Genomic DNA, 20,059 nt, shown 5'->3' with positions numbered 1-20,059 from the left:
ACTTGTATACAGTTTTCCGCTCGACTACCCTGCCCTCGTCACCGCACATTCATCTGGGATAACCGAAGGCGTCGTGCCCGAAACCCCTCACCGGGAATCGGAGCCGCCATGGACCTTCGACTGCTGTTGCTGTCCCTTTGCACCTTCGCCGCGGGCCTCGCCGAGGCCATCCTCACCGGCATCCTGCCCTCGCTCGCCGCCGACCTCCAGGTTTCCCTCAGCCTCGCCGGGCAGCTCACCAGCCTGTTCTCCCTGAGTTTCGCCCTCGCCGCCCCGCTGCTCGGCTGGCTCACCCGCGGCGCCGACTGTCGCCGGCTGCTGGTCATCACCCTGCTGGTGTTCGCCGCCTTCAACGCAGGCGCCGCGCTGAGTCCCGGCTATGGGTCGCTGCTGCTGATGCGCATCGGCATGGCAGCCTGCTGCGGGCTGCTGATCCTGCAGGCCAGCCTGCTGGCGGTGGAACTGGCGCCCCCGGCGCAGCGCGGGCGAGCCATCGGCCTGATCTTCATGGGCATCAGCGGTTCGCTGGTGTTCGGCGTGCCGGCTGGTGTGCTGGTCAACGACTGGGTCGGTTGGCGCTGGATCTTCGCCGCCATCGCCCTCTACTCGCTGCCGCTGACCACCGCACTGTGGATCGCCCTGCCCCGCCGCGTACTGGGCAGCCCGGCCAATGGAGCGGCCTACGCACGCCAACTGCGCAACCCGGCGCTGAACCTGGCGCATTGGGTGTCGATCCTGCTGCTGGGCGGGCATTTCACCCTGTTCGCCTATATCACCCCGTGGTTCCAGCAGGTCGCCGGGATTACCGATAGCCAGGGCATCGCTGTGACCCTGCTGCTGATCGGCCTGGCAGCCATCGGCGGCGGATACCTGGGCGGCTGGCTGAGCGACCGCCTCGGCCCTCGCCGTGCACTGGTGGCGGTTCCGTTGCTGTTCGGCGTGGCGATGCTGGCGATTCCGCTGAGCCTCGGCCATCCGGGGCTGCTGCTCGGCGTGCTGATGGTATGGAGCACCATCAGCTGGATGATCTCGCCAGCGGTGCAGAGCTACCTGCTGGCCAGCGACCCGGCCAGCGGCAGCGCCGGGGTGGCGCTGAACACCTCGGCGATGCACTTGGGCGTGGCCCTCGGTGCGGCGCTGGGCGGCGTGGTGATCAGCCTGGCCGGCATCGCCTGGACGCCCTGGGTGGGCGTCTCGCTGGTGGCCGCCTCCATCGTCTGTGCGGCGTTGTCCTGCTGGCTTCAGCGCGAACGGCGCGGCGCGCCGGTCACGGCTTGACGGTCACGCTGGCGGTCATCCCGGCGCTCAGGTGCACGCCCTCGGGCACCTTGTCGAGATGGATGCGTACCGGGATGCGCTGGGCCAGGCGCACCCAGTTGAAGGTCGGCTCGACATTGGCCAGCAACTGGCTGTCGGGGATGGCGTTGCGGTCGGTGATACCGCTGCTGATGCTCTCCACGGTGCCGTCGATGGCGACGTCGCCGCTCATCAGCACCACCTGCGCCGGCTGGCCGACGCGGATGCCGGGCAACTTGGTTTCCTCGAAGTAGGCGGTGACGTAGAAGGACTTCTGGTCCACCAGCGCCATCATCGCCTGGCCGGCCTGCACGTAGTTGCCCTGGGCCAGGCGCAGGTTGGTGATCTGCCCGTCACGCGGGGCCCGCATCTCGCTGCGGGTCAGGTTGAGCTGCGCCAGGCGCACCTGGGCCTGCGCCTCGTCGTATTCGCTCTTGGCAATGGCGGCGTTGATCTGCGCCGTCTCCTTGTCCTCGGCGCTGATCGCGGCGATGCCCAGCTTGCTGCGCCGCGACGCCTCGCTCACGCGCAGCAGGTATTGCTGGTGCCGGGTCTCGGCCAGGGCCTTGGCCTGCTCCAGGTTCGCCGCGTAGCGCTCGTGGTCGATGCGCATGATCAGGTCGCCGGCCTTGACCTGCTGGTTGTCCTGCACGGCAAGGTCGGTGACCCAGCCGGAAACGTCCGGGGCGATCACCACCACGTCGGCGCGCACCCGCGCGTCGCGGGTCCAGGGCGACAACATGTAATAGCGCCACAGCCAGGTGCCGGCCAGGACGGCGGCGATGACCAGGATGAGGGTGACGACTACGCGAAAGGTTCCGCGCATAGGGTTTCTCCTCTCAAGGCGCTGCGCTGAGCGCCCAGGTAATGGCACAGAGAATCAGCACGAACAGCGCACAGTCGAACAGCGCCTCGTGCCAGATCCAGCGCCCGAAGGGGGTGGCCTGCAGCAGCAGGCGCAGGACGACCGTCAGGCCCAGGGCCAGCACGGCGTAGATAAACAGCGGGCTGAGGAACACGCCGCCCCAGCCGAACTCATGCAGTCCCATTGGCGTCCTCCAGACGGCACCACTGGCGCCAGGTGTGACGCAATTGCGCCAGCGCGGCGCGGGCCAGCCGGTTGGGTTCGTTGTCGCCCTGCAGATCATGGGCGAGGGCCTCTTCCAGCGAAGGGCAGAGGCTTTCCAGGCGCTGCTCGCGCCCCGCTCCGGGGCCTTTCTCCAGCACGCTGCCCAGGGCGCCGAGGAACTGGTCCCGGCGCTTGCGCAATTGCCCCTGGGCACCATTGAGACAGGCGCGCAGGTGGATCAACTCGTTGCCCAGGTCGAGGGCGAACAGCCCCTCCTGCCAACGCCGCTGCTCGTCCTTGGGCAATAGCGTGTAGTGCCGCGCCAGGCGGATCAGCCGGTCGGCCATGCGTCCGCCGAACCAGCTTTCCGCCTCGGCCAGCGGCCGCCGCGTAAGGCGCCCCAGGTCCTCGCAAGTGGCCTGGATCAGCCGGCGGTTGAGCCAGTTGGCCGGCAGGGTGAGCAGGCGGAAGACCACCACCGCGAACCCCACGCCGATGACGATGCCCTGGGCGGAATTGAGCAGGGTGGCCAGGTCGTACTTCATCACGTTGCTCGGCGCCACCAGGGTGATGAAGTGGATCGAAAACGACGTTGCCGTGCCCGCCAAGGCTGGCGTGGCCATGCCCAGCAGGGCGAAGAACAGCGGCACGCCCAGCGCCAGGCAGAGCAGCGGAAAGCCGTTCCACTGCGGCAGCAGCCACTGGGTGACCACGGCGGCCGCCGGAATCGCCAGCAGAATGCCACGCAGAAAGCCCAGGCCGATGGCGACCGCGTTGTCGCGGTTGGCGAACAGGCTGCAGATCACCGCCGCCAGCAGCATGCCGCCGGTGGCGGCCGGCCAGGCGGTCGCCATCCAGAAGGCCGACATGCCCAGCAGCGCCAGGGCACTGCGCAGGCCGTAGAACAGCGCCATCAGCCAATCTCGATGCCAGGACAAGGTGCCGGTGGCGACGTCATCCACCCGCCCATCCGCCACCGCGCGCATGGCCTTTTCCGAATTCAGCGCCTTGAGCAGCAGCAAGGCGCAGCGGGTCAGGCAGTAGCGCAGGTCGTTGGAATAGCGCTCGTCAGTCCCGGCCTGTTGCAGGCGTTCCTGCAACGAGCGCATGGCGTCGACCTGCGGATCGTCCAGGACGGCGCGCAACTCCTCGAACCAGGGCTGCAGGCGCGCATGGTCCTCGGCGTCCAGCACACTTCGCTGCCGGGCCACGCCGCGTGCGGTACGCAACAGGCTGAGCAGATCGCGGGAGAGAATCCGCAGGGCTCGCGAGCGCATGCGTCCGCGATAGCCCTCGAACCAGGCGTGGTCGCGTTGCACGTCGACTTCGACGATCTTGCCCAGCGCCTGCAGCAGACCCTTGATCTGCCGGGAATCGGCATCGATCTCGCTGCGCGCGGCCTGCATGCCAGTGAGCCAGGTGGCGTGGGCCTGCTTGTCCAGATTGGCCTCGACCCGGCGCGGCCAGAGGATGGCGCTGACCGCGGAGGCGCAGAGAATGCCCAGGCAGATCTCCGTGCTGCGCGCCACGGCCTGGTCGAAGATGCCCAGCGGATGGCTGATCGCCGGCAGGCCGATGATCGCCACGGTATAGCCGGACAGCACGAAGGCGTAGGAAACATGGTTGCGCAAGGTCGTCGAGGCGGCTGTACAGAGGCCGAGCCAGAGCGAGATGGCCAGCAGGAACAGCCAGGGCGTCTGGGCAAACAGCGCGATCATCACCACCGACATGATGGTGCCGACCACCGTGCCGATCAGCCGGAAGATGCCCTTGGCCACCACCATGCCCGACAGCGGCTGGGAGACGATGAACACCGTCATCAGCGCCCACTGCGGCTGCTCCAGGTCGAAACGGAAGGCGCACCACAGCGCCAGGCCGCCCGCCAGGAGCGTCTTGATCGCGAATTTCAGCGCCAGCGTATCCGGCGCGAGGAATGCCTGAAGCGTAGGTCGCACGCGGTATCTCGAAAGGTCCGGGTCTATCGCTTAACGATAGTCGGCAACCGGAATGACAGAATCGTTGCTGATAATATTATTAGCAGCCTAACGATATGTCATCCCCACTTTCGTCGAGGCAAAAAAAACGGGCGACCTAAGTCGCCCGAAGTGCCTTGCGTGCTCTGTGACTCTGTAAGGATCAGCTCTTCTTGTGGCTGTCCTTCCAGATGAAAATTCCGACCCCGCCGAAGAACAGAACCATGAGGCCAACGGTAAGGACGCCTGCGAGTACCACTTCGTCGATGAACATGATGCTGGCCTCCTATCGGCTACATCGTCTGGGGATGGGTGCAGATTACCGGTGGGCTGGGGCGGCAAGTTGACCTGGATCAATGCTCGACAAGGCGCTATCCGTGGAGGGCCGGAGCACTGACGCAGGTCAAGTTTCGAAAGGGATCGGGTGCGGCGGGAAGCCGCGCAGAGCGGGGGTTTTGCGGGATTGTCAGGCAGAGATCAGCGTTTCTTGGGCTTGCTCTTGCCCTTCTTGCGCGGCTTACCCAGCGGCAGCGCCTGCTCGAAGGCCTTGCGCACGTCCTGCAGGCGCTTTTCGTGCACATCGTGGATGCGCTTGTCGCGTTCGGCGGTGAAGTCGATCAGTTTGTCGTCGTTGCTCATGGCAGGGCATGCACCAGGCGGAAAGTCAGATTCAGGCGCGGCGCGACCGGACGGCGCGTCTTGGCGACCTGATGCTGCCAATAATGCTGCGTCGCGCCGGACATGACCAGTAGCAAACCGCCGGGCAGCTCGATGGAATGTTCGATTGTGTTTCGGCCCTTGCGCCGCAGATCGAAGCGCCGCGTGCCGCCCAGGTTCAACGAGGCCACCACCGGGTTGCGGCCCAGTTCCGGCTCGTCGTCGCTGTGCCAGCCCATGGAGTCCTGGCCGTCGCGGTAGTAATTGAGCAGCACGCCATTGAAACGCTGGCCTGCCGCCTCTTCGACGGCCGCGCGAATCTCGGCCAGCAGCGGCGTCCACGGGAGCGGCGCGTGGGTCAGGCCGGAATAGGTATAGAAAGCCTCGGGATCGCCATACCAGTTCACCAGGCGCGGCACCGGGTAGTCGCGGCCATGCAGGTGCACCTGCGGCTGCTCCCAGGGCGTCTGCGCGAGCAGTTGCTCCAGCCAGCGTTCAGCGCGCTCTGGCGGGCACCAGTCGGGGAACAGGCGCAGCTCGGCATCGGGCAGCAGGATCGGGGCGTCGTCGAACAGCATGGAGGACTCGGGGAAACGGCGTTGTGGCCAGTCTACTCCGCCGCGCGGTCAGACCTCGACATCGATCCACAACCCTTTGCGCGGCGCAGCCTGCACCTCGTCACCCAACTCCTCCACCTCCTCCAGTTCCTCCAGCGCCTCACCCTCGGGCGTGCCGTCGGCGAGCTGGCGACGCTTGCGCCGGCGCTGGTATTCCTCGCGCAGCGCCTGTTCATCCGGGCGGCGTTCCAGTGCGACGCCGGCATTGCCGGCACTGGGCGCGGGCGGCGTCACCGGGGCGACATCCGGTCGCGGCTTGGGCACGTCCTGCTGGGCAGTGACGGGTGCCAGACTATGGGGAATCGGCGGCAGCATCGGCGGGTCCTGGGGCAAGCCCTGTGGGAATGGCGCTGACAAGTCCTCTGGTCAGGCTATCGGCGCGGCGGCTACAGACTTGAGGCCGCCTCGCTACACTTTCCACGATTCGCGATGAATGCGCGCCCCGTTACCGGTTCAACCGAGGATTCGGACGACCGGAGGCGCCGACGGCCATCGCTGAACGCTGCGCGTTCCGGTACCATAGCCGGCTTTTTTTGGGAGGTGTCCATGGCGCAGTATCAACCCGGTCAACGCTGGATCAGCGACAGTGAAGCGGAACTCGGGCTGGGGACCATCCTGGCGCTGGATGGCCGCATGCTCACGGTGCTCTATCCGGCCACCGGGGATACCCGCCAGTACGCCGAGCGCAATGCGCCGCTGACCCGCGTGCGCTTCGCCCCCGGCGACGAGATCACCCATTTCGAAGGCTGGAAGATGACCGTCCGCGAAGTGGACGAGATCGACGGCCTGCTGATCTACCACGGCATCACCGCGCAGAACGACCAGCGCACCGTGCCGGAAACCCAGCTGTCGAATTTCATCCAGTTCCGCCTGGCCAGCGACCGCCTGTTCGCCGGGCAGATCGACCCGATGTCCTGGTTCGGCCTGCGCTACCACACCCTGGAACACCGCACCCGCCTGCTGCAGTCCTCGCTGTGGGGCCTGGGCGGCGCCCGCGCGCAACCCATCGCCCACCAGTTGCACATCGCCCGCGAAGTCGCCGACCGCATGGCGCCGCGCGTTCTGCTGGCCGACGAAGTGGGCCTGGGCAAGACCATCGAGGCGGGCCTGGTGATCCATCGCCAGCTGCTCTCCGGCCGCGCCAGCCGCGTGCTGATCCTGGTGCCGGAAAACCTCCAGCACCAGTGGCTGGTGGAAATGCGCCGGCGCTTCAACCTGGAAGTGGCGCTGTTCGACCGCGAGCGCTTCGTCGAGAGCGATGCGAGCAACCCCTTCGAAGACACGCAGCTGGCCCTGGTGGCGCTGGAATGGCTGCGCGAGGACGAGAAAGCCCAGGACGCCCTGTTCGCCGCCGAGTGGGACCTGCTGGTGGTCGACGAGGCCCACCACCTGGTCTGGCACCCGGAACAGGCCAGCGCGGAATACCAACTGGTCGAGCAGCTGTCCCAGGTCATCCCGGGCGTGCTGCTGCTCACCGCGACCCCGGAACAGCTCGGCCTGGACAGCCACTTCGCCCGTCTGCGCCTGCTCGACCCGGACCGCTTCCACGACCTGGAAGCCTTCCGCACCGAAAGCAGCCAGTACCGCCCGGTCGCCGAGGCCGTGCAGGAGCTGATCGACCAGGGCAGCCTGTCCCCCGCTGCACGCACCGCCATTCACGGCTTCCTCGGCAACGCCGGCGACGAGTTGCTGGCCAGCGTCGAGGCCGGCAATGAAGAAGCCCGCTCGCGCCTGGTGCGCGAACTGCTCGACCGCCACGGCACCGGCCGCGTGCTGTTCCGCAACACCCGCGCCGCCGTGCAGGGCTTCCCGGAGCGCCAGCTGCATCCGTACGTACTGCCCAATCCCATCGAGTACCTGGAGCTGCCGCTGGGCGAACACCCGGACCTGTATCCGGAGGTCAGCTTCCAGGCCCAGGCCGATGACGGCGACGAGAACAATCGCTGGTGGCGCTTCGACCCGCGCGTCGAGTGGCTGATCGACACCCTGAAGATGCTCAAGCAGTACAAGGTGCTGGTGATCTGCGCCCACGCCGAAACCGCGATGGACCTGGGCGATGCCCTGCGCCTGAAGTCCGGCATCCCCGCCACCGTGTTCCACGAGGGCATGAGCATCCTCGAGCGCGACCGCGCCGCCGCCTATTTCGCCGATGAGGAATTCGGCGCCCAGGTGCTGATCTGCTCGGAAATCGGCAGCGAAGGCCGCAACTTCCAGTTCGCCCACCACCTGGTACTGTTCGACCTGCCGGCACACCCGGACCAGCTGGAACAGCGCATCGGCCGCCTGGACCGGATCGGTCAGAAGCACACCATCCAGATCCACGTGCCGCACCTGGAAAACAGCCCGCAGGAACGCCTGTTCCAGTGGTACCACCAGGCGCTGAACGCCTTCCTCAACACCTGCCCCACCGGCAACGCCCTGCAGCACCGCTTCGGCCCGCGCCTGGTGGAACTGCTCGACGGCGGCGACGAGGATGCCTTCGATGCCCTGCTGGCCGAAGGCAAGGCCGCCCGCGAGGCGCTGGAAGCCGAGATGCACAACGGCCGCGACCGCCTGCTGGAGCTGAACTCCGGCGGCGCCGGCGAAGGTGAGGCGCTAGTCGCCGAGATCGAGGAGCAGGACGACCAGTTCGCCCTGCCGATCTACATGGAGCGCCTGTTCGACACCTACGGCATCGACAGCGAGGACCACTCCGAGAACGCGCTGATCCTGCGCCCGAGCGAGAAGATGCTCGACGCCAGCTTCCCGCTGGGCGACGACGAAGGCGTGACCGTGACCTACGACCGCGCCCAGGCCCTGGCCCGCGAGGACATGCAGTTCCTCACCTGGGAACACCCCATGGTGCAGGGCGGCATGGACCTGGTGCTGTCCGGCTCGCTGGGCAACACCTCGGTGGCGCTGATCAAGAACAAGGCGCTCAAGCCGGGCACCGTGCTGCTGGAACTGTTGTTCGTCAGCGAAGCCGTGGCGCCGCGCAAACTGCAGCTGGGCCGCTTCCTGCCGCCGGTGGCGCTGCGCTGCCTGATGGATGCCAACGGCAACGACCTGTCCTCGCGCGTGTCCTTCGAGACCCTGAACGACCAGCTGGAAAGCGTGCCGCGCGCCAGCGCCAACAAGTTCGTGCAGGCCCAGCGCGACGTGCTGGCCAAGCAGTTCGCCCAGGCCGAGACGAAGATCACCCCGCGCCATGCCGAGCGCGTGGAAGCTGCCCGCCAGCAACTGATCGCGACCCTGGACGAAGAGCTGGCGCGCCTGACCGCCCTGAAAGCCGTCAACCCGAGCGTGCGCGACAGCGAGCTGGACGCCCTGCGCAAGCAGCGTGACGACAGCCTGGCGATGCTGGACAAGGCCTCCCTGCGCCTGGAAGCGATCCGCGTGCTGGTCGCTGGCTGATCGCCGACATCGCGTCGTGAAGAAGCCGCCACCGGGCAACCGGTGGCGGCTTTTTTTCATGGGCGCCGTTGTTCGCGAGCAAGCTCGCTCCTACAGGTTGCGGGCTTGCCGGCTTTTCGTAGGAGCGAGCTTGCTCGCGATCCCGCCCTGGCACGGTCCATCCATGTCTGAGCCGCTCTGTTCCCGGCACATCGGGCCATACCGACTACCATTGACGCTGCGCAAGGGAATCTCCGCCCTGGAGGGATAGAGTTTTCCTACCAAGCCACTCATTGAGGGAACACATCATGTACGAGCGCATTCTGGTAGCGGTGGACGGCAGCCCGGTATCCGACCGAGCCCTGGTCGAAGCGGCCAAGCTGGCCAAACTGAGCGGCGGCGAGCTGCGTGTCATCACCATTGTCGACAGCCCGCTGCGCCATCTGCCTGACTACGCCGTGTACTACAACCCGGAGCCGCTGCGCGAAGCCGCGCTGAAGGCCGCCGACGATATCCTGGCCAAGGCCAAGGACAAGGTCGCCGAGTTCGCGGTGAAAACCAGCTTCGAGCGGGTCTGCCAGGAACGCGCCAGCGAAGAGATCGCCGAGCGCATCGAGGTCGAGGCCGAGGCTTCCAAGGCCGACATCATCGTCATGGGCACCCACGGCCGCCGTGGCGTGCGCCGGCTGATGCTGGGCAGCGTGGCCGAAGGGCTGCTGCGCGTCAGCAATCGCCCGGTGCTGCTGGTACGCGACAAGTAACAGCTCCCGGAAAGACAAAAGGCCCTGCGGTGCAAGCCGCAGGGCCTTTTTCATGGCCGCCGCTCGGGTTACTGCGCGGCGGTCATGTCGCGTTTGCAGGAGTGGAAGATATCCAGGTCCGGCTGATACAGGCTGGTGTGCACGCCGTAGAGGCCCAGCACCGAGTGGAACAGGTTGTCATGGCTCAGCTCGGCGCCATCGGCCTTCCTCTCCAGGCAGCCGCGGTCCACGCCCATGCCACCCAGTGCACCGTTGCCGAACCACATCACCATGGGCACGTGGGTCTGCGCCTTCGGTGCGATGGCATAAGGCGCGGCATGCAGGTAGACGCCGTTCTCGCCCAGCGATTCGCCATGGTCGGAGACGTAGATCATCGAGGCGTCGAAGCGCTCCTGGTTCTGCTTGAGCAGCTCCACCACCTTGGACAGGAAGAAGTCGGTGTAGAGGATGGTGTTGTCGTAGACGTTGATCAGCTCTTCGCTGCTGCAACTGCCCAGCTGGTTGGTGCGGCACACCGGGGTGAAGCGCTCCAGCGACTTGGGATAGCGGTCGTAGTATTCCGGGCCGTGGCTGCCGTCGGCGTGCAGGACGATGATGGCGTTGTCCTTCAGGCCATCGATGTAGGCCTGCAGGTTCTGCAGCAGGGCTTCGTCCAGGCAGTTCTTGCCATCGCAGAAGGGACCGGGCTGGTCCTTGGGAATGTCGCGGTTGGGCACGCGCAGGCAGGTGCCCTTGCAGTCGCTGTTGTTGTCCAGCCAGAGCACCGACACGCCGACGCGCTGGAGGATGTCCAGCAGGCCCTGATTGGTCTTGCCCTTCTTGTCGCTGTAGTCCTCGCGGGGGAACTTGGAGAACATGCAGGGCACCGACACCGCCGTGGAGGTGCCGCAGGAACTGACGTTGGTGAAGTTGAGGATATCCAGCTTCTTCAGTTCCGGGTTGGTCTCGCGGGCGTAGCCGTTGAGGGAGAAGTGATCGGCCCGGGCGGTTTCGCCGACCACGAAGATCATCAGCGACTTCTTGCCATCGGCGCTGACCTTGCGCGGCATCACCGCGTCCTCGCCGATGGGCTGCACCACCAGGTTTTCCTTGATGCCCAGGCGCTGCTTGGTGAACTTGCTCACCGCGTAGATGTAATTGGTCGGGTTGATGAAGTGGGTCAGCTTCTCTTCCTGGCGGAACACCGGGGCGTAGGTGGAGTAGAAGGCGCCCACGCAGACGGCCACCACCACCAGGCAGCCGAAGATCACCAGCACCTTGTTCAGCAGGCCACGGAAGAACGGGCTGTAGCGCACCGGCGTCAGCCAGATGATCGCCGCCGGCAGCACACCGAGCAGCAGCAGGTAGACGACCATGCGCAGGCTGAACAGCGCGGCGGCTTCACCCGGATTGGTCTCGATGACGTTCTGCACCATCACGGTATCGATCACGACGCCGTAGGTGTTCATGAAGTACGCCGCCGCCGCGGACACCAGGGCCACCAGGGTCAGTGCCGGCTTGAGCAGCGGGCGGAACGACACCAGGGTCAGCAGCAGGGTGAAGGCCGCCCAGAGGAACAGGCCGAACGAGGCGAAGAACGCCACGCCCCACAGGCCTTCCATGGGCACCAGGCTATTGAGCGCGCGCCAGGTGGCGAAGTTGTAGAACAGCACCAATGCCAGCGAGAACAGCAGGACCAGCCGCGCGGAGCTGACCTGGGGGAAGAGGCGGCGCTTGCCCTCGAACATCGAGCGCACTCCTTTCATCGAGTCGGGTAGGAAATAGATAGCCGACCCTGCCGGCCGGCGGCGCAACTTTAGCGGGCGGTTAGTCAAAAAAGTGTCAAGTTGGAGTTCCAATTTAGACCAGCGATCGGATGTGCGATCGACCGATCAGTTGGTACTACCGTACGTCGCACGGCGCCCGGCTTTGCTCCGAAAACTCAGCGCAGTCCTTGCAGCGTCCTGCCGGCTTCCTAGACTTCACACAAAGTGATATCAATCTGCCTTCTCCCTTCCCGACATCCGGAGCATCCCGCCCATGGACTGGCACCAGGACGCCGTACCCGATGCTGTGCTGCTGGAGTGTTCCCACAACCCCGGGCTGGTCCTGCTGGCCATCCTGATCGCCTGCGTATCGAGTTTCGTCGCCCTCAGCATCACCGCACGCATGGCCCGCGCGCCGCAGCACGCCCATCGCTGGCAGTGGGTGGGCGGCATCTGCCTGGGCAGTGGCATCTGGTCGATGCACTTCATCGCCATGCTGGCCTTCCATGCCTCGGTGCCGTTGCACTTTGCCGGCGGGCTGACGCTGCTCTCCCTGCTCATCGCCATCGGCATCTGCGTGGTCGCCATGCGCCTGCTCGCCCACGCCGGGCTCAGCCCGCTGCAATACCTGCTGGCCGCCTGCTGCATCGGCGCCAGCATCGCCGGCATGCACTACACCGGGATGGCGGCCATCGAGTCGCCGCCGATGCAGCACTACGACCCGCTGCTGGTCACCCTGTCGGTGCTGATGGCCGTGCTGGTGGCCTTCGTCGCGCTGGTGCTGGCGCCGGTGCTGAACCGCCAGCCGACGGGTCGCCAGTGGCTCTACCAGACGCTCGCCAGCCTGCTGCTGGGCAGCGCCATCGCCAGCATGCACTTCACCGGCATGGCCGCGCTGACCCTGACGCTGCCCAGCTGGGTCGCGCCGGTGGCAGACGTCGGCCGCAACAACGCCATCCAGCTCGGCCTGATGGTCGGGCTGCTGGCCCTGGCCGTGGTGTTGGCCGGGCTGTGGGCGGCCTGGATCGAGGACAGCCTGGAAAGCAAGGAAAGCGAGCTGAGCCGCGTCAATGCGCTGCTCAACCAGCTGGACAATGCCAACGCCTCGCTGCAGAAACTGGCGCGCTTCGACGGCCTGACCGGCCTGCACAACCGCAACGCGCTGAACGAGGAGTTCGCGGCCCGTCTGCAGCGCAACCGGCAGAAGGGCCAGGGCATGGCGGTGATCCTGCTGGACCTGGACCACTTCAAGCGCGTCAACGATTCCCTCGGCCACGCCGCCGGTGACGAGCTGCTGTGCATCGTCTCCGAACGCATCCGCAGTGCCCTGCGCAGCACCGACCTGCTGGCGCGTTTTGGTGGCGACGAATTCTGCATCCTCGCCGACCTGGGCGAAGACCACGAGGCGCGCATCCTCGCCCAGCGCCTGATGCAACGCATGAAGGAGCCGATCAGCACCGCCGGGCGCAACCTGGTGATGACCCTGAGCGTGGGCATCAGCCTGTTCCCCAACGACGGCGACCAACCCGAGGAGTTGCTCAAGCACGCCGACCTCGCGCTGTATCAGTCCAAGGGCAACGGCCGCAACGCCACGCACTTCTTCAGTCCGCACCTGAAGACCAAGGCCACCCAGGAACTGCAGCTGGAGGAAGAACTGCGCAAGGCGCTGTGGGACGACGAGCTGGTGCTCTACTACCAGCCGATCCTGCGCATCGACCATGGCGAAGTGGCGCAGCTCGAAGCGCTGGTGCGCTGGAAGCACCCCACCCACGGCCTGCTGGCACCGGACCGTTTCATCGGCCTGGCGACCGCCAACGGCCTCATCGGTGCGCTGGATGCCTGGGTGCTGCGCCGAGCCTGCCAGGACCTGCGCCACCTGCACGACCGGGGCTTCGGCAACCTGCGCGTGGCGGTAAACTGCTGCGCCAGCAACCTGGGCCGCGAGAGCCTGGTCGACGAAATACAGCAGACCCTCGCCGACACCGGCCTCGCCGCGCGCTACCTGGAAATGGAAGTGACCGAGAACGCCGTGATGGCCAACATCAACCAGGCGATCCCGCTGCTCAACCGCCTGCGCGACCTGGGCGTGAGCCTGTCCATCGACGATTTCGGCACCGGTTATTCCTCGCTGTCCTACCTGCGCCAGCTGCCGCTGGATGCGCTGAAGGTGGACCGCTCGTTCATCCGCGACGTGCCGCAGTCGCGCCGCGACAGCGAGATCGCCCAGGCGATCATCGCCATGGCGCAGAAGCTGCACCTGAAGGTGATCGCCGAAGGGGTGGAGCACGCGCAGCAACTGGCGTTCCTGCGCGACAACCATTGCGAACTGGCCCAGGGCTACCTGTTCAGTCGCCCGCTGCCGCTGTCAGCACTGGTGGAATTTCTCGAAGCCTACCGCGAGGACAGCGACGCCGCGCTGATGCGCAGCCAGGCATGACTCAATAATCGAACTTGCCGGCGCGCCAGCGCGGCAGCCAGCGCAGCGAGTCGGCGGTGGTCCCGGTGGGGCGGTATTCGGCGCCCAGCCAGCCGTCGTAGCCCACGTCGTCGAGCACCTGCAGCGGCACGCCGAACTCCATCTCGCCCGAGCCCGGCTCGCCGCGCTCGGGGTAGTCGGCGAACTGCACATGGCCGATCTGGCCCATCAGCGCGTAGATGCAATCCACCAACTCCAGGCCCATGCGCGCCATGTGGTAGAGGTCCAGCTGCGCGCGCAGGTTTTCCCGCGCCACGCGCTCGAGCATGTCCTGCAGGTGCTCGGGGGTGTTGAGCAGGAAGTCCTTCATGTCGTGGCAGTTGATGGCTTCCATCAGCACGTCGGTGCCGCTGCCGGCAAAGGCGTCGCAGGTGGCGCGCAGGCGCTCGGCCAGGGTCTGCAGCGCGACCTCGCGCTCCAGCCCCTCGACCAGCCGCCCGGCCAGTACGTTGATGTGCTGCGGCTGGACGATGCGCGCGTAGTCCAGCGCCGTGGCCAGCGCCGCCTCGAACTCCACCGCGCGCTCCGGCACCGCGGCGATGCCCGGCCCGCCCTGCATCAGGTCGCCAGCCGGCAGGTTGATCAGCACCAGCGGCAGGCCGGCTTCGTCCAGTGCGGCCTTCAGGTCCTGCGCCGGGACGTCATAGGGGAACTGGATCTCCACGCCCTCGAAACCGGCCTTGGCGGCGGCGTCGATGCGCTGCAGCAGCGGGACTTCGGTGAACAGCAGGGAGAGGTTGGCGCAGAGTTTCATGCGGGGAATTCCTTCGACTGACGGTATTGCTCGACCAGGGTAGCCGGGTCGCGTTCGAGATGGCCCTGGCTGCCGTGCAGGCGCATCAGTTGCGCGGCGAGGCCGCTCATGGGCGTGGCCGAGCCTTCCTCGCGGGACAGCTTCACGGCGGTGTCCAGGTCCTTGAGCAGCGTGCGCACGTGCCACTTCACCGGTTCGAAGCGGCTTTCGGCCATTTGCGGCGCCAGGATCTGCAGGGGTCTGGAATCCGCGAAACCGCCGGCCAGGGCCGGGGCTATCAGGCTCGCATCGACGCCCGCCTTCTCCGCCAGCGCCACCACCTCGGCGATTACCAGCGCGTTGCAGGCGACGATCATCTGGTTGCAGACCTTGGTCACCTGCCCCGCGCCGACGTCGCCCATGCGCGTCAGCCGCTGGCCGAGGTGGGCGAGGATCGGCCGCACGCGCTCGATGTCCTCGACACGGCCGCCCGCCATGATCGCCAGGGTGCCGGCTTCGGCGCCCGGCGTGCCGCCCGAGACCGGCGCATCGACCCAGCGCATGCCGGTGCGCGCTTCCAGCTCGGCGGCCATCTCGCGGGTGGCAGCCGGCTCCAGGCTGGAAAAGTCCACCAGCACCTGCCCGGCGCGGGCACCCTCGACGATGCCACCCGCACCGAACACCACCTCGCGCACGGCGGCGGTATCGGCCAGGCACAGCATCACCACCTCGGCATCGGCGCACAGTTGCGCGGGGGTGGGCACGGCCGTGGCGCCTTCGGCGGCCAGCAGGTCGCGCTTGCCGGCGGAACGGTTCCACACGCTCAGCGAGTAGCCGGCGGCGAGCAGGCGGCGCGTCATCGGCACGCCCATCAGGCCGAGGCCGGCGAACGCAAGGGATGGCAAAGGGGACGACATGGGGTGATCTCCAGTTCGGCAGCAGGGCGGGCACGGGGTGCGGCATTCTAGCAGGCGTGAAGTGGCGAGGCCGGCACGCCTTTCGATACCGCGACGGCTGCTAAACAGGCGCGCCGCCACTATACTCCCGAGGTTTTTTCCGCCATTGAACCGGAGAACTCTCCCCATGCTCAAACGCACCCTGGCGCTCGCCGCCGGTTTCGCCCTGTCCCTGTCTGCCGTTTTCGCCCACGCCGATACCCCGAAAGAACTGAAAGTCTCGGCCATTCCCGATGAAGCCCCGACCGAACTGCTGCGCAAGTTCAAGCCGCTGGGCGCCTACCTGGAAGAACAACTGGGCATGCCGGTGAAGTTCATCCCGGTGTCCGACTACGCCGGCGTGGTCGAAGCCCTGGCGTCGGATCGACTGGACATGGCCTGGCTCGGTGGCTTCACCTTCGTCCAGGCGCGCCTGAAGACCGGCAACGCCATCCCCCTGGTACAGCGCGAGCAGGACCAGCAGTTCACCAGCAAATTCATCACCGCCGATCCGAACGTGAAATCGATCCAGGACCTCAAGGGCAAGACGTTCGCCTTCGGTTCGGTATCGTCCACCTCCGGCAGCCTGATGCCGCGCTACTTCATGCAGAAGGACGGCGTGGTGCCCGAGCAGTTCTTCTCCCGCGTGGCCTACTCCGGCGCCCACGATGCCACCGTCGCCTGGGTCCAGGCCGGCAAGGTCGATGCCGGCGTACTCAACGCCTCGGTCTGGCAGAAGCTGGTGGACAGCGGCAAGGTCGACACCAACAAGGTCAAGGTCTTCGCCACCACCCCGACCTACTACGACTACAACTGGACCGTGCGCGGCAACCTCGACCCGGCCCTGGCCGAGAAGATCAAGAAGGCCTTCCTCGCCCTCGACCCGAGCAAGCCGCGCGACAAGGAAATCCTCGACCTGCAGGCGGCCAGCCGCTTCATCGAGACCCAGCCTGACAACTACAAGGGCATCGAGGAATCGGCGCGCGCCGCCGGCCTGCTGAAGTGACCCTGACACTGACCGGCGTGGAGCACATCCACGCCAACGGCCAGCGCTCGCTCGTCGGCATCGACCTCAGCGTCGCCGCCGGCGAACGGGTGGCGATCATCGGCCCGTCCGGCGCCGGCAAGACCACCCTGCTGCGCATCCTCGCCACCGCCCTGAAGCCCACCGCCGGCCGCGTCGACCTGCTCGGTTCCCAACCCTGGGCGCTGAGCGGCTCGGCACGCCAGCGCCTGCGCTCGCGCATCGCCCTGGTGCACCAGGCGCCGCCGCTGCCACCGCGCCAGCGCGTGGTCACCGCCGTGCTCGCCGGCCGCCTCGGCCACTGGCCGCTGTGGAAAAGCCTGGCCAGCCTGCTCTACCCCGTCGACAGCGCCGGCGCCCGCAGCGAGCTGCAGCGCCTGGACCTCGCCGACAAGCTCTTCGAACGTTGCGACCAGCTCTCCGGCGGCCAACTGCAACGCGTCGGCATTGCCCGCGCGCTTTACCAGCAGGCCGAAGTCTTGCTGGCAGACGAACCCGTCTCGGCCATGGACCCGGTGCTCGCCGGCCACACCCTCGGCGTGCTCACCCGCGAGGCGCAGAACCGTGGCGTAACGCTGCTCGCCAGCCTGCATGCGGTGGAACTGGCGCTGGAACACTTCCCGCGCATCGTCGGCGTGCGCGAAGGCCGCATCGCCTTCGACAAGCCGGCGGAAAACGTCACGCCCGAGGACCTGCGCGCCCTCTACGCCAACGAGCAGCTCGGCCAGCAGGAAGCTGCCTCGCCGGTGGGCAAACCCGTGGTGGTGCAGATTCCGCGATGCTGAATCCCGCCCTCCCGCAAAGCCCGCCCCGCGATCCGGCGGCGCTGCCGCGCCTGCTGCTCACCCTGCTCGCCCTGGCCTTGCTGTGGCCGGGGCTGCGCCTGTCCGAGCTGGATATCGCCGGCCTCTTCAGCGGCGACAACGCGCGGACCATGGCCAACTTCCTCGGCGGTTTCTGGCCGCCGGCCCATGACGGGGAATTCCTCACCCTGCTCGGCCGCGCCACGTTGGAAACGCTCGCCATCGCCACCGCCGGCATGGCGCTGGCCTGGCTGATCGCATTCCCCGCCGCGCTGCTGGCGACCCGCGCGCTGTCGATCTCCGCCCTGCCCCGCGGCGGCCTGCCGGCCTGGTGGGCACGTGCGCTGCGCTGGCCGGTGCGCGGCCTGCTGATCGTACTGCGCAGCGTGCCGGAAATCGTCTGGGCGCTGCTGTTCGTCCGCGCCGTGGGCCTGGGCCCCACCGCCGGCGTGCTGGCCATCGCCATCACCTACGGCGGCATGCTCGGCAAGGTCTACGCGGAAATCTTCGAATCGGTGGACCCGCGCCCGACCCGTGCCCTGCTGCTGGGTGGCAGTTCGCGGCTGCAGGCTTTCGCCTACGGCGTGCTGCCCTCGGCGGCGGCGGAACTGATTTCCTACACCGTCTACCGCTGGGAATGCGCGATCCGCGCCTCGGTGGTGATGGGCTTCGTCGGCGCCGGCGGTCTCGGCCAGCAGATCGACCTGTCGCTGCGCATGTTCGCCGGCGGCGAGGTGGCGAGCATCCTGCTGACCTTCCTGGTCCTGGTGCTGGGCGCCGACCTGCTCAGCCGCTTCCTGCGCGGGAGGCTCGAATGACCGGCCTTGTGCGCAGCCTGGGCTGGCTGCTGCTGATCCTGCTCGCCGTCGGCGCGTCCTTCGCCTATCTGGAGATGGACACCGGCGGCTTGTTCGATGCCCGGGGCCTGGGCCAGATGCTCGACTACGGCCGCGACTTCCTCTCGCCGGACCTGAGCGCAACCCACCTCGCAGCGGTCGGCCGCGGCGCCCTGGAAACCCTGGCGATGTCGGCCATGGGCACCCTGCTCGCGGCGCTGCTGGGCATGCTCATCGCGCTGCCGGCGGCAGGCCGCTTCGGGCGCATCGCACAGAGCCTGTCGCGGCTGCTGCTCAACGCCCTGCGCGCGGTGCCGGAGCTGGTGTGGGGCGCGCTGATGGTACTGGCCGCCGGCCTTGGCCCGAACGCCGGCACGCTGGCCCTGGCGCTGCATACCGGTGGCGTGCTCGGACGGCTGTTCGCCGAGGCGCTGGAAAACACCCCGACCGCCCCCGCCGAAGCCGTGCGCCTGGCCGGTGGCGGGCGCGTTGCCGCCTTCGCCTACGGCACTCTGCCGGCGGTCTGGCCGCAACTGGTGGCGTACATCCTCTACCGCTGGGAGAACAACATCCGCATGGCCAGCGTGCTCGGCTTCGTCGGCGCCGGCGGCCTGGGGCAGATGCTGTACTTCAGCCTCAGTCTGTTCCAGCAGGCCCAGGCGGCCACGGTGATCATTGCCATGCTGCTGCTGGTGCTGTGCGTCGACAGCCTCAGCGCCTGGGCGCGGCAGCGCTGGGTGAGTCACTAGCCGGCATCCGTCCCTGTAGGAGCGAGCTTGCTCGCGAACCGCATCGGCGATCAGCCAGCCGATGACTCCGTTCGCGAGCAGGCTCGCTCCTACACAGGGCGGCACCGCGATATCACCGGCAACAAAAAGCCCGGCACTTGGCCGGGCTTTTTATTGGATTCGGACGTTACGAGTCGCCGTGGATCACCTTGTCCAGGTCGATCGGGTCGCCCGGATGGGTGCCGAGCTTCTGACGGATGTCCTCGAACATCGCGTCGTATTCCTTGTGGTTGCGCACCATGGAGCCGAAGCGCGGATGCAGGCCATGTTTCTGCGCGATGCGGGTGGCATCGCTGGCAAAGTTGAAGGCCTGTTCCTTGGGCATGTCCCACTCTTCAGTGAAGGAATTACCGTCGATCTCGCCCTTCATGATGAAGTGGACGAGCATGCCTTTTTCCGCATCCCGGCGGACTTCGTAGTTGATGTGAGCATCGATCTCCTGCTGTCCCAGACCCGGCAGGGACTGAAGATGCAGATGGCCCGGTTCAAACATGGCGAATCTCCTTCGATGGAATTTTCCGACAGTCTAGTCGGCCTTTTCAAATAAGAAATCGCCCAAGGTCAGTGCAGCGACTCTTTTCGAACTCTTTCTTGCACCAGCACCCAGGGGGCGATCACCACCGCCCAGAGTTCCGGGTCGCGGGCGTGGAAGTCCGCCGCCCGGGTTTCGTCGACCTTGCACAGATCACCACTGGTCAGCCACGCGGCGACCTTCGCCTTGTCGTCCTCGGCCACGCCCATCGCGACTTCCACCAGATCGGCGGTGCCGGCCACCTGGAGCAGGTTGCCGCGGGCGAAGAAGGGGGCGAGCTCCTGCCAGGAAATCTTCGCGGTTTCGCCAAGCAACTTGGCATAGAGGGTGCTAGCTTGTTCAGTCATGGATCTCACCTGGTAAACGAACGGCGCCATGATAGCGCCGGGGCCGCGCCAGGCAAGGTTCGGACGGCGTTTTCACGGGGTACGGAAAACCCAGA

At 66.9% G+C, this 20,059-nt stretch carries 20 protein-coding genes; 8 read left to right on the top strand and 12 right to left on the bottom strand.

Going from position 1 to position 20,059, the window contains the following annotated elements:
• Positions 1–108 precede the first annotated feature (108 nt).
• A complete protein-coding gene (locus tag N0B71_RS15330) occupies positions 109–1,278 on the top strand; it encodes an MFS transporter (protein WP_259753410.1) in 1,170 nt (389 codons plus the stop codon).
• Here N0B71_RS15330 and N0B71_RS15325 read toward each other — a convergent pair.
• From N0B71_RS15325 to N0B71_RS15300, 7 genes are all read right to left on the bottom strand, one after another.
• On the bottom strand, positions 1,268–2,122 hold the full coding sequence (locus N0B71_RS15325) for an efflux RND transporter periplasmic adaptor subunit (RefSeq protein ID WP_259753409.1): 855 nt from the start codon (positions 2,120–2,122) through the stop codon (positions 1,268–1,270). The two genes, N0B71_RS15330 and N0B71_RS15325, sit on opposite strands and share 11 nt — an antisense overlap.
• 13 nt (positions 2,123–2,135) lie before the next feature.
• The gene (locus N0B71_RS15320) at positions 2,136–2,345 is read right to left on the bottom strand and encodes a DUF1656 domain-containing protein (protein WP_037010214.1); all 210 of its coding nucleotides are present in this window, start codon (positions 2,343–2,345) and stop codon (positions 2,136–2,138) included.
• Positions 2,332–4,320: an FUSC family protein gene (locus N0B71_RS15315; protein WP_259753408.1), complete on the bottom strand. Its 1,989-nt coding sequence runs from the start codon at positions 4,318–4,320 to the stop codon at positions 2,332–2,334. The genes N0B71_RS15320 and N0B71_RS15315 overlap by 14 nt, the downstream gene beginning before the upstream one ends.
• Before the next feature lie 181 nt (positions 4,321–4,501).
• The gene (gene ccoM, locus N0B71_RS28170; RefSeq protein WP_017522205.1) at positions 4,502–4,612 is read right to left on the bottom strand and encodes a cytochrome c oxidase subunit CcoM; all 111 of its coding nucleotides are present in this window, start codon (positions 4,610–4,612) and stop codon (positions 4,502–4,504) included.
• A gap of 203 nt (positions 4,613–4,815) precedes the next feature.
• On the bottom strand, positions 4,816–4,977 hold the full coding sequence (locus N0B71_RS15310; RefSeq protein ID WP_088419735.1) for a hypothetical protein: 162 nt from the start codon (positions 4,975–4,977) through the stop codon (positions 4,816–4,818).
• Complete coding sequence (locus N0B71_RS15305; protein ID WP_259753407.1) at positions 4,974–5,573, bottom strand: alpha-ketoglutarate-dependent dioxygenase AlkB family protein; 600 nt, start codon at positions 5,571–5,573, stop codon at positions 4,974–4,976. The genes N0B71_RS15310 and N0B71_RS15305 overlap by 4 nt, the downstream gene beginning before the upstream one ends.
• 48 nt (positions 5,574–5,621) lie before the next feature.
• Positions 5,622–5,927 carry an aspartate-semialdehyde dehydrogenase gene (locus N0B71_RS15300; protein ID WP_259753406.1) on the bottom strand — a complete coding sequence of 102 codons (306 nt, stop codon included), beginning with the start codon at positions 5,925–5,927 and terminating at the stop codon, positions 5,622–5,624.
• A 225-nt stretch (positions 5,928–6,152) separates the two neighbouring features.
• Here N0B71_RS15300 and rapA point away from each other — a divergent pair, with 225 nt between their 5' ends.
• Both rapA and N0B71_RS15290 read left to right on the top strand, forming a co-directional pair.
• On the top strand, positions 6,153–9,005 hold the full coding sequence (gene rapA / locus N0B71_RS15295; RefSeq protein ID WP_259753405.1) for an RNA polymerase-associated protein RapA: 2,853 nt from the start codon (positions 6,153–6,155) through the stop codon (positions 9,003–9,005).
• Positions 9,006–9,292: 287 nt separating this feature from the next.
• The gene (locus N0B71_RS15290; RefSeq protein ID WP_259753404.1) at positions 9,293–9,745 is read left to right on the top strand and encodes a universal stress protein; all 453 of its coding nucleotides are present in this window, start codon (positions 9,293–9,295) and stop codon (positions 9,743–9,745) included.
• A gap of 68 nt (positions 9,746–9,813) precedes the next feature.
• On the opposite strand, the gene N0B71_RS15285 is transcribed toward N0B71_RS15290, so the two are convergent.
• Positions 9,814–11,472 (bottom strand): phosphoethanolamine transferase, encoded by a 1,659-nt coding sequence (locus N0B71_RS15285; RefSeq protein WP_259753403.1) that lies wholly within the window; start codon positions 11,470–11,472, stop codon positions 9,814–9,816.
• A 292-nt stretch (positions 11,473–11,764) separates the two neighbouring features.
• Here N0B71_RS15285 and N0B71_RS15280 point away from each other — a divergent pair, with 292 nt between their 5' ends.
• Positions 11,765–13,927, top strand: coding sequence for a putative bifunctional diguanylate cyclase/phosphodiesterase (locus tag N0B71_RS15280; RefSeq protein ID WP_259753402.1), 2,163 nt, complete (start codon positions 11,765–11,767; stop codon positions 13,925–13,927).
• Between the two features lies 1 nt (position 13,928).
• Here N0B71_RS15280 and N0B71_RS15275 read toward each other — a convergent pair whose 3' ends face one another.
• Together N0B71_RS15275 and N0B71_RS15270 are read right to left on the bottom strand one after the other, a co-directional pair.
• Positions 13,929–14,720: a hydroxypyruvate isomerase family protein gene (locus tag N0B71_RS15275; RefSeq protein WP_259753401.1), complete on the bottom strand. Its 792-nt coding sequence runs from the start codon at positions 14,718–14,720 to the stop codon at positions 13,929–13,931.
• Positions 14,717–15,616, bottom strand: a complete 900-nt coding sequence (locus N0B71_RS15270) for an NAD(P)-dependent oxidoreductase (protein ID WP_259753400.1) — start codon at positions 15,614–15,616, stop codon at positions 14,717–14,719. The genes N0B71_RS15275 and N0B71_RS15270 overlap by 4 nt, the downstream gene beginning before the upstream one ends.
• 166 nt (positions 15,617–15,782) lie before the next feature.
• On the opposite strand from N0B71_RS15270, the gene N0B71_RS15265 reads away from it, so the two are divergent.
• Genes N0B71_RS15265 through phnE form a run of 4 tightly spaced genes read left to right on the top strand, consistent with a single transcriptional unit; the run spans position 15,783 to position 19,046 of the window.
• Positions 15,783–16,640 carry a putative selenate ABC transporter substrate-binding protein gene (locus tag N0B71_RS15265; protein WP_054907404.1) on the top strand — a complete coding sequence of 286 codons (858 nt, stop codon included), beginning with the start codon at positions 15,783–15,785 and terminating at the stop codon, positions 16,638–16,640.
• Positions 16,637–17,443, top strand: coding sequence for a phosphonate ABC transporter ATP-binding protein (locus N0B71_RS15260; RefSeq protein ID WP_259753399.1), 807 nt, complete (start codon positions 16,637–16,639; stop codon positions 17,441–17,443). The genes N0B71_RS15265 and N0B71_RS15260 overlap by 4 nt, the downstream gene beginning before the upstream one ends.
• A complete protein-coding gene (locus tag N0B71_RS15255; protein WP_259753398.1) occupies positions 17,437–18,279 on the top strand; it encodes a PhnE/PtxC family ABC transporter permease in 843 nt (280 codons plus the stop codon). Before N0B71_RS15260 ends, N0B71_RS15255 begins: the two co-directional genes overlap by 7 nt.
• Entirely contained in the window at positions 18,276–19,046 is a 771-nt protein-coding gene (phnE, locus tag N0B71_RS15250; protein ID WP_259753397.1) for a phosphonate ABC transporter, permease protein PhnE, read from the top strand. Before N0B71_RS15255 ends, phnE begins: the two co-directional genes overlap by 4 nt.
• Before the next feature lie 166 nt (positions 19,047–19,212).
• On the opposite strand, the gene N0B71_RS15245 is transcribed toward phnE, so the two are convergent.
• Both N0B71_RS15245 and N0B71_RS15240 read right to left on the bottom strand, forming a co-directional pair.
• A complete protein-coding gene (locus N0B71_RS15245; protein ID WP_259753396.1) occupies positions 19,213–19,578 on the bottom strand; it encodes a DUF5064 family protein in 366 nt (121 codons plus the stop codon).
• A gap of 68 nt (positions 19,579–19,646) precedes the next feature.
• The gene (locus tag N0B71_RS15240; protein ID WP_259753395.1) at positions 19,647–19,964 is read right to left on the bottom strand and encodes a DUF2288 domain-containing protein; all 318 of its coding nucleotides are present in this window, start codon (positions 19,962–19,964) and stop codon (positions 19,647–19,649) included.
• Positions 19,965–20,059 lie beyond the last annotated feature (95 nt).

This window comes from Pseudomonas sp. GCEP-101, assembly GCF_025133575.1.
Classification (GTDB): domain Bacteria; phylum Pseudomonadota; class Gammaproteobacteria; order Pseudomonadales; family Pseudomonadaceae; genus Pseudomonas; species Pseudomonas nitroreducens_B.
The sequence above is the reverse complement of the archived record's forward strand: the minus strand, read 5'-3'. Positions and strand labels throughout refer to the sequence as shown.